Origin of the sequence: Xanthobacter autotrophicus ATCC 700552 (genome assembly GCF_043194565.1) — a bacterium.
Lineage (GTDB): Bacteria > Pseudomonadota > Alphaproteobacteria > Rhizobiales > Xanthobacteraceae > Xanthobacter > Xanthobacter autotrophicus_F.
Window position 1 is genome coordinate 45,743 of sequence record NZ_JBAFVS010000004.1, and the last position, 12,790, is coordinate 58,532.

At 66.2% G+C, this 12,790-nt stretch carries 15 protein-coding genes; all 15 read left to right on the top strand.

Annotated elements, in window-relative coordinates:
• Positions 1-33: 33 nt before the first annotated feature.
• Positions 34-1,365 (top strand): phage major capsid protein, encoded by a 1,332-nt coding sequence (locus V5F48_RS05400; protein WP_394040838.1) that lies wholly within the window; start codon positions 34-36, stop codon positions 1,363-1,365.
• Between the two features lie 66 nt (positions 1,366-1,431).
• Positions 1,432-1,863, top strand: coding sequence for a hypothetical protein (locus V5F48_RS05405; protein ID WP_394257866.1), 432 nt, complete (start codon positions 1,432-1,434; stop codon positions 1,861-1,863).
• A gap of 65 nt (positions 1,864-1,928) precedes the next feature.
• Positions 1,929-2,189: a hypothetical protein gene (locus V5F48_RS05410; RefSeq protein WP_394257867.1), complete on the top strand. Its 261-nt coding sequence runs from the start codon at positions 1,929-1,931 to the stop codon at positions 2,187-2,189.
• The gene (locus V5F48_RS05415; protein WP_394257868.1) at positions 2,189-2,827 is read left to right on the top strand and encodes a phage head-tail connector protein; all 639 of its coding nucleotides are present in this window, start codon (positions 2,189-2,191) and stop codon (positions 2,825-2,827) included. The genes V5F48_RS05410 and V5F48_RS05415 overlap by 1 nt, the downstream gene beginning before the upstream one ends.
• A 25-nt stretch (positions 2,828-2,852) precedes the next feature.
• The gene (locus tag V5F48_RS05420; RefSeq protein WP_394257869.1) at positions 2,853-3,185 is read left to right on the top strand and encodes a hypothetical protein; all 333 of its coding nucleotides are present in this window, start codon (positions 2,853-2,855) and stop codon (positions 3,183-3,185) included.
• The gene (locus V5F48_RS05425; protein WP_394257870.1) at positions 3,185-3,889 is read left to right on the top strand and encodes a hypothetical protein; all 705 of its coding nucleotides are present in this window, start codon (positions 3,185-3,187) and stop codon (positions 3,887-3,889) included. The genes V5F48_RS05420 and V5F48_RS05425 overlap by 1 nt, the downstream gene beginning before the upstream one ends.
• Positions 3,890-3,909: 20 nt before the next feature.
• Positions 3,910-4,302, top strand: a complete 393-nt coding sequence (locus tag V5F48_RS05430; protein WP_394257871.1) for a phage tail terminator-like protein — start codon at positions 3,910-3,912, stop codon at positions 4,300-4,302.
• A gap of 27 nt (positions 4,303-4,329) precedes the next feature.
• Positions 4,330-5,793, top strand: coding sequence for a phage tail tube protein (locus tag V5F48_RS05435; protein WP_394257872.1), 1,464 nt, complete (start codon positions 4,330-4,332; stop codon positions 5,791-5,793).
• Between the two features lie 11 nt (positions 5,794-5,804).
• Positions 5,805-6,218, top strand: coding sequence for a hypothetical protein (locus V5F48_RS05440; RefSeq protein ID WP_394257873.1), 414 nt, complete (start codon positions 5,805-5,807; stop codon positions 6,216-6,218).
• A gap of 80 nt (positions 6,219-6,298) precedes the next feature.
• Entirely contained in the window at positions 6,299-6,556 is a 258-nt protein-coding gene (locus V5F48_RS05445) for a phage tail assembly chaperone (RefSeq protein ID WP_394257874.1), read from the top strand.
• Between the two features lies 1 nt (position 6,557).
• Positions 6,558-9,371: a phage tail length tape measure family protein gene (locus V5F48_RS05450; protein ID WP_394257875.1), complete on the top strand. Its 2,814-nt coding sequence runs from the start codon at positions 6,558-6,560 to the stop codon at positions 9,369-9,371.
• A gap of 3 nt (positions 9,372-9,374) precedes the next feature.
• On the top strand, positions 9,375-11,489 hold the full coding sequence (locus tag V5F48_RS05455; protein WP_394257876.1) for a phage head spike fiber domain-containing protein: 2,115 nt from the start codon (positions 9,375-9,377) through the stop codon (positions 11,487-11,489).
• An 8-nt stretch (positions 11,490-11,497) separates the two neighbouring features.
• On the top strand, positions 11,498-11,833 hold the full coding sequence (locus V5F48_RS05460) for a hypothetical protein (protein WP_394257877.1): 336 nt from the start codon (positions 11,498-11,500) through the stop codon (positions 11,831-11,833).
• An 11-nt stretch (positions 11,834-11,844) separates the two neighbouring features.
• Entirely contained in the window at positions 11,845-12,381 is a 537-nt protein-coding gene (locus V5F48_RS05465) for a DUF1833 family protein (protein ID WP_394257878.1), read from the top strand.
• On the top strand, positions 12,378-12,788 hold the full coding sequence (locus V5F48_RS05470) for a hypothetical protein (RefSeq protein WP_394257879.1): 411 nt from the start codon (positions 12,378-12,380) through the stop codon (positions 12,786-12,788). Before V5F48_RS05465 ends, V5F48_RS05470 begins: the two co-directional genes overlap by 4 nt.
• Positions 12,789-12,790 lie beyond the last annotated feature (2 nt).

The following is a 12,790-nucleotide window of genomic DNA, read 5'->3' on the forward strand; positions in this document are numbered from 1 at the left end:
CAGCCGCATCGCCCCCATCCAAGAGGTACCAAAATGAGCATCCACCATAAGCCCGCCGCGCTTCTGGAGCACAAGGACGACAACGCCATCGGCGAGGTGAAGCGCGCCGTGGACGAACTGATGTCGTCCCATCAGAAGTTCGTCGAGACCAACGACACCCGGCTCAAGGAAATCGAGAAGCGCGGCGTCGCCGACCCGCTCACGGTCGAGAAGCTCGCGAAGATCGAAAAGGACATCGACAAGTACGAGGGCCTGAGCGCGAAATTCGCCAAGGCCGAACTCGCCATGAAGGCGGCGCAGGATGAGGCCAAGGAGGCCAAGGACCACGCCGACGAACTGGAGAAGCGCTTGAACCGTCCGGGTGCGGGCGGCGCGGACCGTGCTGATATCCTGAAGAAGAACGTGAACACCTGGGCGCGGGCGGTCATCGACGCCAATACCAAGGGCGTCATCAACCTCTCGCCGGACCAGCAGAAGGCCCTTGATGCCGTCGCCACCGAGATGAAGTCCATGTCGGTGAGCAACGACACCACTGGCGGCTATCTCGCGCCCTCCGAGTATGTGCGCGAGATCATCAAGGGCGTGACCGAGATGAGCCCGGCGCGCTCCCTCGCCCGCATCCGCACGACCGGCGCAAAGTCGGTCATGATCCCCAAGCGCACCGGCCAGTTCGCCGCGCGCCGCGTGGGCGAGACCGAAACCCGCACCGAGACCGATGGTCTGCGCTTCGGCATGATCGAGATCACCGCGCCGGAGATGTACGCCCTCATCGACATTTCCACCCAGAACCTCGAGGACACCGTCTTCGACCTCGAAGCGGAGATTTCGGGCGAGGCGACCGAGCAGTTCGCCGTTCGGGAGGGCATGGAGTTCGTGTCCGGCACCGGCGTCGGCCAGATGGAGGGTATCCTCGTCAATGCCGACGTGGGAACCGTGAATAGCGGCCATGCCACGCTGATCACCGGCGACGGCCTCATCAACCTCAAGTACGGGGTGAAGACCGCCTATGCCCGCAATGGCACCTTCGTGCTCAACCGCACGGTGCTGGGCTCTGTCCGCAAGCTGAAGAACAGCAACGGCGACTACATCTGGCAGCCGGGCCTTGCCAATGGTCGCCCCAACACCATCGACGGCGACCCCTATATCGAAACCCCGGACATGCCCAACGAGGCCGCCGCTGCCAAGCCGGTTGCCTACGGCGATTTCCGCCGGGCCTACACCATGGTGGATCGCATCGCCATGACGCTGCTGCGCGATCCCTTCACCCAGGCGACCGAGGGCATGATCCGCTTCCACTTCCGCCGCCGCGTCGGCGGGCAGGTGGTGCTGCCGGAAGCCATCAAGACCCTGACCATCGCGGCCTGAGGCTACGCCTATCCTTGGCGGCGGGGTGGACCCGCCGCCACTTTCCTCTTGCCCATGAGGCTTACCATGTCCTCCCGCGACCTGCACAACAATGTCCACCTGAAGCCGCTCTTCACCCCGGTGGCGGCCGTCACCGACAACACCGCCCAGGTGAGCGCCATCATCGATACCGCCGGCTACGAAAGCCTGACCATGGCGCTCGTCACCGGCATCCTGTCGGATGCGGATGCCACCTTCGCGGTCCTGGTGGAGGACGGCAACGCGTCCAACCTCTCGGATGCCTCCGCCGTCGCCGACAAGTTCCTGCTCGGCACCGAGGCGCTCGCCTCCTTCACATTCGCCGACGACGGCAAGTGCCGGAAGATTGGCTACGTTGGTCCCAAGCGCTACGTGCGCGTCACCGTCACCCCGGCCAACAATGCCGGCAATCTCTTCCTCGCCGGCGTTGCCATCCTCGGCCATGCGAAGTCGGCGCCCACGTCGAACCCACCGGCCTGATCCTGGGCATCCTGACGGCGGGGGTTGACCTCCCGCTGTCATCTCCAATCGGATGAGGTGTGGAAATGTTGATCAAAGTGAAGGTGGCCCGTCCGTTCGCCTATGCCGCGGACGGCATCCATGGCGCCGATCTCTCTGTCGGTGACGAAGTCGAAATCGACGGCGCTCATATCGAAGGGCTCTGCGCCGCAGGGCTCGTTGAGCGTAAGACGGAGGCTCCGTCACTCGCCCCGACACCCGCCGAACCGGACGACGATGGCGAGGTGGATGAGCCCGTGTCGCCCAAGCGTCGGCGTCGCACGGCCCCGTCGCCCGGTGAGGTGTGATGTCCTCCATTCTCACCGTGATCACGCCAGCGGCCGGTTCTGACCTGCTGACGCTTGCCGACCTGAAGCTGGATCTCGGGATCACCGGAACGGCGGGTGACGATCAACTGTCGTCCTATATTCGGCAGGCCAGCATCATCATCGCCTCCCGTTGCCGCCGCACGCTGGCGCGCGAGACCGTGATGGAGGCCTTCCGCGTGGGCTGTCCCCGCCCGTCCATCGAGCCTGCACCGCTCCGTTTGCGCCGCTACCCGGTGGACCAGGTCAGCGTCGCCGTAACGGAGGCGGGGGTGATCTTGTCTTCAGGGTCCTGGGAGCTTGACCCCGGCGCCGGCCTCCTATGGCGCGTCGATGCCGCGGTGAACAGGACTTACTGGCCCAAGGGCAGCATCACCGTCACCTATTCCGGCGGGTACCTGTTGCCCGCAGAAGCCCCGGCTGACCTCGCCCGTGCCTGTGCGATCATCGTCAATCAGTTCCGCTTCGCCACGCCGCTCGACCCGACGCTCAAGGCGGAAACCGTGGATGGTGTCGGACGGCAGGAATTCTGGGTTGGGTCCCTGCCATCGTCTTCGGCTGGCATCCCCGCCGAAGCTCAATCGCTCATTGCGCCCTATCGCGCTTTCCCGCTGGCTTGACATGCTTCCTGCTGCCGCAATCTCCATGCTGGATCGCACGCTTGCCCGCAATGGGCACGACGTGACATTGCGCCGATACAGCGGCGCAGGAGAGGCCCGCGCGGGCGTAGATGTGACCGTGCGCGCCGCGGCCCGTGGGTATCGTCCCCAGGAGGTGAACGGTGGGATTGTGCAGGGTGGCACCACGCTTGTGGTATCACCGACGCAGATCGTGGCGGCCGGCTGGCCCGGCCCGCAGGATTGGCCTGGCCCCGGAGACTGGGTGGTTGTCGGTGGCCGTGAGCAGAGGATTTCCGCGGCGCCTGTCATCCGCATCGGCGACACGGTGGTGCGGATCGATATTGAGGTCGAAGGGTGATGGCCGTTCGCACGCGGGTCGATCCCATCGATCGTAGTTTCATCGTCGATCTATCCGAAGGTGAGGCCGGGGCCGGCCAGTCGAAGGTATTCGCTGACTTCGCCAGAGAGGCTATCGCCGAGGCATCGGAGCAAAACCGGGCCGCCACGGGCACGGATGTCCCATACGAGACCTTTGTGGATGGGCGGCGCGGGGCGCCGCTGGAGAGCGTGAAGCCGGACGGCACCATTGTCGCCGTCTTCGACCTCATGGATGATCTGTTTGAATGGATCGGCGACATGCTGGTGCAGAATTCCCCGGTCCTGACTGGTGACTACGCCAACTCCCACATCTTCTTCGCCGATGGCGTCGAGGTCTCGCCCGGCGCGGTGGTTCCGCCCGCGGCCGAATACGTGTTCCTGAACCTCCAGCCCTACGCACGAAAAATCGAGCGCGGGCTGTCTCCACAGGCCCCGGACGGGGTTTATGAAGCAGTCGCGGCCATGGCCCGCCGCCGCTTTGGGGGCGTGGCCAACATCAAGTTCTCCTTCCGGTCGTTCCAGGAGGGCGGCGTGGTTGCCTACACCGGGACCGGAACGCGGCAGGAGCGCAATCGCACCAAGGGGAAGTTCGCGGAGACGCCGCTTGCCGGCGGCGATGAGCGCAAGCGGGAGCGCGACACCCGCCGTCCTGCCATCGTCATTGCACCATTCGGAGGGCGGTGAGTATGGCATCGGCCTCTGTCATGAGTGCCGTCCAGGCGCGGCTTGATGCCTTCTGGACGCGCACCGCAATCCTCTACCCCAACGCCGATGCTCAGGTCCCTGCCGTTACGGCGCCGGTCCTCGTGGTGCAGTACCCCGTCGCGTCTGAAGATCAGATCACCATCGGGGCACCGAGCTCCAACATCTTCCGGGAAGAGGGCGCGATCCGGCTGGTCCTCCAGATCCCGCGCGGCGCTGGGCTCGACCCATATGCCGGCTGGCTCGACGAATTGCGCGGGCATTTCCGCGGCAAACAGTTCGCCGGCGTGACCACCTATGCAGCCTCCCCGCCCGTCCTCGATGACCGGAACGACGCTGGCAAATACTGGTCCTTGAGCTGTGCGGTTCCCTATCAGTTCGACATTTTCGCCTGACCCGGCGGCCCAAATCGGAGGCCTCAAATGGCTGACTTGCAGAGCACGAACCGCGTGAAGCTGTCGAAGGTGCGCGAAGCCACTTTCGGCCTGACGCCGGCATCCCCCGCGTTCAAGACGCAGCGCCAGACCTCGTCGTCGCTGGCCTTCAACCCTCAGACGACCACCTCCAGCGAGATCCGTTCCGACCGGCAGGTCACCGACCTGATCCTGGTCGGCATGCAGGCCGGCGGCGATGTGGGGCACGAGGTGTCCTTCAACGCCGTCGACGATGATCTCGAAGAGGCGATGCAGGGCACCTGGTCCAGCAACCCCAGCATCACCGTGGTGACGGCGGATACCGAGATCGGCGACGTGTCGGCCACCACCATCACTGTGGCGGCCGGGGGCGCGGCCTTTGTGGCCGGCATGCTGGCGCTCACCAGCGGCTTCGGTACGTCCGGCAACAACAAGGTGGCGCGGGTCGTGTCCTCGACGGCGACCACTGTCGTCTTTGCCGCCGCCACCTACACGGTGGAGGCCGTTGTCCCCGTGGGCGCTGCCCTGCGCGCGGTGGGCTTCGCTGGTGTGGCTGGGGACATCGTGGCCACGGCCTCTGGGGTGACCTCGACCACGCTCAATTTCACGACGCTCGGGCTTTCCCCAGGCGAGTGGGTGCGGATCGGCGGCGCCACCGTGGGCTCGCAGTTCGCGACGGCGGCCAACAGCGGGTGGGCGCGCATCGCGACCGTGGCGGCCAATGCGATCACCTTCGGGGTGCTCCCGGCGGGCTGGACGACGGATGCCGGCACCGGCAAGACCATTGAGGTCTACACCGGCGATTTCCTGGTCAACGGCAGCACGAAGCGCTCCAGCACCTTCGAGCGGCAGTATCTCGATCATGCCCCGGTGACCTACGAATACCTCACCGGAATGGTGGCGGACCAGCTCACTGTTACCGCGCAGGCGCAGGCCATCGCCACCTACACGGTGCAATATGTGGGCGCCGGCGGGCAGGCGGTGACCACCCGGGCGGCCGGCGCGACCGATGTTGTGGCACCGACGAAGGCGGTGCTCAACACCTCGTCCAATGTCGGGCGCATCGGGTTCGGCGGCGCAGCCATCACCGGCCCCAACTACGTGACCAGCGCGGCCTTCACCATCAACAACAACTTGCGGCGCCAGAACGCGGTGGGCTCGCTCGCCGCCGTGGGCGTTGGCAATGGCGAATTCTCGGTTACCGGCACGCTGGAGACCTATTTCGGCGATGCCTCGGTGCTGGGCAAGATCCTCGACAACTCGCTCACCTCCTACGACCTGCGTCTGGGCCGGGCCGATGGCAACCGGGAGCAGATCGTCTTCGACTTCCCGTCGATCAAGCTCGGCTCCGGTTCGCCGGCCGTCTCCGGCAAGAATGCCGACGTGATGCTGTCCGCCGGCTTCACGGCCATCATGGATGCTACCCTCGGCTACACCATGTCCGCCGGCCGCTTCTGGTACCTTCCTAACTGATCGGGCGACCCATGAACTTTTCCAAGATCAAGCAGGCAGGCGCGCGCATCAACGGTGGCGCGTGGGTGAAGGACATCCCGGTGGATGGCTTTGCCGACGTGGCGCTGAAGGTGCGCGGGGCGAACAATCCCGATGCCCGCCGGCTGCGGGACAGCCTCGTGCGCGAGGCGTCGGACGGCCGGAAGGGCGGTCTTTCTCCGGACCAAGCCGACGCGATCAACGGGCGGATCATCGCCGAAACCATCCTGGTGGGGTGGAACCTCACGGACGATGCCGGTGCGCCGGTTCCTGCCACGCAGGAGAATGTCGCGGAATTCCTCGCTGACCCCGATATCGGCCCGCTCCTGCGGGAGGCGGTGAGTTGGGCATCGGCCATGGTCGGCTCCCGCGGCGTGGATGAGATCGAGGCCGCCGCAAAAAACTGACGGGCGCCCTGCTCTGGCAACTGGAGTGGGGCGAGAAGGCGCCGAAGATCATCGCGGCGCACACGGCATGCGGGGGGCGGGTGGAAGACCTCCCCTTCATGGCCTCCCATGTGGAGCTTCGGGAAGACCTCGCCTTAACCTGGCGGGCCTTTCACGACCTGTCGGGAGACCGGCAGATGGGGATGACCCTCGGGCGCATCCCGTTCACCGCCATCGACCGCTATGCGGACCGTTTCGGCATCCACTCCACCGATGATTTCGAGCGCTTCATGGCCATGATCCGGGCCATGGACGTGGCGTTCGTCGAGTGGGTGGGGACGCAAGGGGAGAAGCCTTAAGATGCCCAGCGTCCAGCAAGTTCGCGAACTGATCGTCCGCGGCAAGTCCGAGGGCATGGACAAGGTGCAGGGCGACCTGAACAAGGTCGCCGATGCCCAGCGCCGTGTGTCCGAGACCGGCGAGACCATGGCGACGGTCACCGATACCACGTCCAAGCGCCAGCTTTCAGCCGCCAATGCCGTTGACCGCCTGCGCAAGGCCGTGGATGAGGAATACCGGGCGCAGCAGGCGTATCTTGCCGGCCAGCGGAGCCTCGACCGGGCGATGGCGCAGGGCATCATCACCCAGGAAGAGCACGGGCGCATTCTCGGCCAGCTCAGCACGAAATATGCCGCGGCTAAGACCTCGAACGACAATTTCGCCGAGGGCGCGGCAGGTGGCGCGAAGCTCGCGGCGCATGAGGTGCAGAACCTCACGTTCCAGCTCAATGACGCAGCCACAATGCTGGCCTCCGGTTCCAACCCGTTTCAGGTGATCGCGACGCAGGGCGGGCAGGTTTTTCAGATCCTGCAAGGGTCTGGCGGCGGTGTCGTCGGCGGCCTGAAGTCTGTCGGCTCCGGCCTTCTCGGCCTCATCACCCCCGCTCGGCTGGTGACGGCGGGCGTCGCGGCCATCGGCATTGCTGCGGCCCTGTCCTATTCGAGCTATGCCGATGGGCAGCGGCAGCTTGCGAGTTCACTCCAGGGCCTCGGCCGGTCCACCGACGCCACGGTGGCGCGGCTGGAGAGCGTCGCGGAAGCGGCGGTCTCGGCAAGCCATATCGGTGTTGGAGCGGCGCGGGGCCTGACGGCAGGGTTCGCCTCCACGGGCAAGATCGGGGCGGATGTTTATGGAGACCTGATCGAGTCCACAAAGCGCTATGCGGCGCTCACCGGCGCCGATCTGGCAGACGCAGGCAAGGAACTGACAGCCGCCTTCGCGGCGCCGGGGAAGGGCGCGCAGGACCTCGACAGCAAGCTCAACTTCCTGAACGCCGAGACCCTGAAGTACATCCGCAATCTGGATGATACGAACCAGCGTGGCCGCGCGCAGAAAGTCATGCTCGATGAATTGATCCGTAACCTGCCGGATGCGGCGGCGAACGTGACGTTGCTCGGGCGCGCATGGCGGAGCACGGCAGAATTTGCGACCGGCGCCTATTACGCGATGGGCAAGGCGGTTGCGTCGGCGTTCAGCGGGCCGGGGCTTGAGGCCGAGATTGCGCGACTGGAAAAGCTGCTCGCGCAGCAGCGCGCGGCGGCATCCGGCCCCGTCGGGCGTGGTTCCGGTACCGCCGCCGCAAATGCGCTGGTGACCGAGAAACAGCTGAACGACCTCTACGCTAAGAGGGTAAGGCAGCAGCAGGACATTACCGACGCGCAGGATCGCGCGGCTGGAAAGCAGGCCGACGCGGCATCCGAAACGCGAAACCCGCAGATCGAGCGCCTGAGGAAACTGATCGATCTCCAGGCGCAGCTCCGCGCCGGCATGGACAACCCGAAGAACAACACCGATCAGTATTTGCAGGATCTGGAAGGGATCCAGAACGAAATAGACGGCATCGCCGGCGCTGATGGAAAGTTGCTGTCGGTTGCCGAAAAGCTGCGGCGCGAGCGTGAGCTCGAATTGGCGGTGACCAAGGCATCGACGCCTGTCGCGAAGGCTGAAGCCCAGGCGGCTCTCGACGCATATCACGCCAAGGAGCGCGGTGCATCGAACGCGGCTGCTGCCGCGGAAGCGGAGAACGGAAAGATCAAGGCCCTCGCCGAGGTCTATGCCGGACTTTCCCAGGCGCAGCGCGAGCGGGCGCTTGCCGCGCAACAGGCGCAGGCGCAGCAGCAGCTGGAAATCGACCTCATCGGGAAGACGGCGGAACAGCAGTCCGTCTTGCGCGCCAATTTCCAGTCCTACTGGGAGCTTCGCAATGAGGCGGCGCAGAGTGGCACGGCCTTCAACGAAGCCGAATACGAGGCACTGAAGAAGAAAAATGCTGAGCTGGCCCGCTCGGCGAGCCTCACCAGCGAACTGAAGTTGCTGAACGACGCTGCCTTCGAGCGCAGCCAGCTTGGTCGCACCAGCGGCGACCAGCAGATCGCCTCCACGCTGCGCTCGTCTGGGCTCGCTGTGGACCTGAACTCGCCGACTGCGCAGGTGCTGAAGCTCAACCAAGCCTTGAGCGAGACCAAGAGCGTTTCGGAAAGCGCGCTGACGGGGTTCCTGTCGGATATTCGCAGCGGCGTGAGCCTGTCCGATGCGCTCACGAATGCCATGGATAAGTTTTACAGCAAGCTAATGGAAATGGCCGCAAATCAGGCGATATCCAGCCTGTTCGGGGGGTTGATCGGCGGGTCATCCGGTGGGGTGCTTCCGGCTTTGACATCCTCTGGCTTCACCACTGGCATTTTCCATTCTGGCGGCTTGATCGGGTCTGAGATGCCGTCCACCCGTTCGGTTCCTGCTGCGCTGTTCCAGGGCGCGCCGCGGTTCCACAGCGGCGGATACATCGGCTCCGACGAGGTCCCGACCATTCTCCAGCGTGGCGAAGGTGTCTTCACCGCCGGCCAGATGCGGGCGCTCGGGATGCAGGCATCCGCCGCGAAGCAGGCGTCCGCGTCGCAAATGAACAACGTGACCGTGTCCCCCACCTATCAAATCACCACCTCCGGGAGTGGGTCGAAGTCCGATGCCGAAGAAATCCAGCGGGTCCTGAAGCAGAGCAACACCGATCTCGTCCGCATGATGAAAGCCGAACTCGTGAAGGATGCACGCGAGATGGGGCCGGTCACCCGGTCCTACCAGGGCCGGTTCGCGCTCAACCCGATGCGGGGCGTGTGACGCATGAGCACGCCAGAATGGCCGTCCGCGCTCTCCTTCGCGCCGCTGGTGGGAGACTGGAATGTCGACCCCTATCGATCCCACATCGAGACAGAGATGGAAGGCGGCAACGTGCGGATCCGCCGCCGTCCGGCGCGCCTCCCGCTCGTGCAGTGGGGTCATGAGCTTGACCCTGACCAGTTCGCTGCCTTCGACGACTTTGTGGCGGATACGCTGTTCGACGGCACCGCGCGGTTCCTGATGCCGGTCACCCTTGGCGGTGCTGCTTTTCAGGTGCGGCTGGTACAGATCCAGACGGGGTCGCTGAAATTGTCGGCGCCGAGCCCCAATCAGACCCGTGTGTCGTTCGCCGTCTATGTCTTCCCGCCGTCCCTCTTCACCCTCACGGCGCCGGCGGGCCTGACGCTCTCCTATCCCTCGCCCTCGCAGGTGACGGCGGGGTGGACGGCGGAGGCCGGCGCGACCTATCGCATGGTGGCCACCCGGCTGTCCGATAACGTGGTGGTGGCGCAGGCGGATGTGACGGCTTCGGGCGCCACGGCCTCGGCGACCTTCGCCTTCGGCGATGGCGGCCTCAAGGTCTCGGTGGTGCGGCTGATCGGCGGGTTCGCGGGGCCGGCGTCCGAGGTGACGGTGGACACCACGGCGCCGGCGCCGGCCTCCGCGGCCTGGGTCTCGTCGTCCAGCAACGACATTCGCGCGAGCTTTGCCTCCGTGCCGGGCGCGAGCTATCGCGTCGTCAACCTGTCGGTGCTGGATGCTTCCACCCTGAGCACGACGGACGTGGTTGCCGCCGGTGCCAGCACCACGTGGGATTTCACGGCCGCACAGCAGGTGGCGGCCTATGGGCAGGTCGCGCGGTTCATCGATGTGCAGATCAACCGCCTCTACGGCGCGGTGCCCAGCCGGACCGCGACGCTGCTCTACGACATGCTCACCCCGCAGGCGTTGGATGGGGTGGTGCCCTCGCTGGCCCTCGACATCCCGCGCGACCGGCTGTTCTTCGGCACCGGTGGTGGCGGCGTCGCCCTGTCCAGCGTGCTCACGCGCACCGGCGGCAGCAAGGTGGTGGTGGGCAGCACCGGCGCGCTGGAGACGGTGGCGACGAACACGCTCGCCTACGACTATTCCAGCGGGCGGAAGAAGCTGCTGCTGGAGGGCAATGCGACGAACCTGATGTTGCGGTCGCAGGAGTTTGGAACCGGGCCGTGGGTGAGCAGCATGACGGTCACGTCCAACGTGATCGCCGCGCCAGACGGCACCATGACGGCGGACATGCTGACCCTGCCGGGGACGGCTACCCCGGGTCACTACCAGACCGCGACTGTCACGGCCTCGACAGCCTATGTGTTCTCGGTGTGGGTCCGCTTGGGGACCCTTGCGGCCGCCGATTTCAAGCTCGCCTTCCGCGATGACACGGCCGGGGTTTTTATCGCCGCGGACATCGTGCCGACCGTGTTGCCCACGGCGGACGGGTGGACGCGCATTTCGTATGCGCTGACGACGCCGGCCGGCTGCGTGGCCCTGCGCTGCTACCCTTATCGCCACAGCGGGTCGCCGACCGGGACGTTCTATTTGTGGGGTGCCCAGCTGGAACTGGGGTCCCGCCCCACCTCCTACATCGCCACCACCACGGCGACGGTGACCCGGGGCGTGGACCTGTGCCAGCTTTCGGCCGGTGCCGCGGCCCTGTTCGCGGTGGCAGCGGCGACGGTCGCGATGCGGGCCAGCCAGGGCAGCACTGTGGGCTCCGGCGGCGCCAATCTTTACCTGATCGGCACCAGGTACGGGGCTGGGTCCAATGGCGCGATTTGCCGTGGCAGCACCGCCAACGTTCAGATGATGGATGGCGCGGGTGGGAACTATGTGACCATCGGCACCGGTTTGCCCGGCAACGTAGGCATCGCCATCGGCTGGGATGCTGCGGGCCGGCGCGGCTCTGCGGGCGGGGTCGCGCCGGCCACGAGTGCGGTGCCCATGACAACGCCAACGGCGGTCTATCTCGGGGCTGGCTACAGCCTCATCGGCGGCCAGTGGATCGAGCTTGACGAACTGGTGGTGTGGCCGGTCAAGGGCTCCAGCGCCGGGGTGCAGGCGCAGGCGCGGGTCTGGCAGTAGGAGCCCCCATGGCACAGACGATCTACCTGCGGTGCACGTCGCTGGGCGAGGCGGTGCTCCTGCTTGCGGCCGTCCTCGGCTACGGTCCCGAGCATGACCTCGACACCGGCCGGGAAATCTGGCCCGGCGCCGGGGTGCACGACGGCACCCGCTACGACGTGGACTTCGTGGGCGCCATTCGCGTGCCCACGGGGGAGATGATCGAGACCGATGAGGGGCCGACGCCGGTCCTGGCGCCGGTCGAGGGCTATCACGTCAACATCCTGTGGTGGGGCGACACCCCGCCGGACTTCGGCGTCGCCGTCGTGACGCCGGCCACGCCGTCGCGCACCTTCGCCATCTGAGGGCATCCCACATGAGTGATCCATGGACCGACGCCTGGGCGGAGGCCGAAGCTTCGTGCCCGGTGTCGGCGCTGATCTTCGAGACGATCGAGCTGCAGCACCCGGCATTTCTGCAGGACGGCATCGTGATCCCGCTCCGCTTCGTGCTCGATGTGGAGCCGCGCACCTTCGGCATCGAAGACGGCGCGCTCTTCGATGCCGGCGAGATGGTCGAGTTCACCCCCATCGCATTCGAGGCCGACATGCCGACCTTTTCCGAGGGGCAGCTGCCGCAATGCCGGGTGCGGGTGGACAACGTGGCGCGCGAGCTGATGCCCTACCTTGAAGCCGCCGTGCTGGTGCGGGCCGACATGAAGGTCCTCCACCGGCAGTATCGCGAGGACGATCTGTCCGAGCCGGCCTATGGGCCCGTGGAATACATGCTGCGCGCCGTGAAGGTGAGCGGCAGCACCGTGGAGGGCACGGCCTCTTTCGCGGACCTCACCAACTGGAAATTCCCCAGCCGCGTCTACACGCGCAAGGAATTCACCTCGCTGGCTTCGGCATGACCGACCGGGCCGCCTACCTCACCGCTCTCATCGGCCGGCCGTGGTCGCCTGCGGAGTCATGCTGGCACCTTGTCCGGCAGGTGCAACGCGACCTGTTCGGCCGGGACCTCCCCGAAGTGGAGGTGCCCGCCGATCCTTCGTGGCAGTGGATCGTCGACGCCTTCGTCGGCCACCCGGAGGAATACGCCCGCTGGCGGCTGATCCCGGAAACCTCCGGCATCATCACCGCGGCGGGTGGCGCCCTGGTGCTCATGAGCCGCGCCCGCCGCGCCGCCCACATCGGGGTGTGGCTCCGCTCGCCTGCGGGCGTCATCCACGCCGATCCGGTTGCCGGGGTGGTGCTGGACAGTCCCGTTGCCCTCCGCGCCCGTGGCTGGGCGCGCCTGCATTTCTACGAGCCGGCCTGATC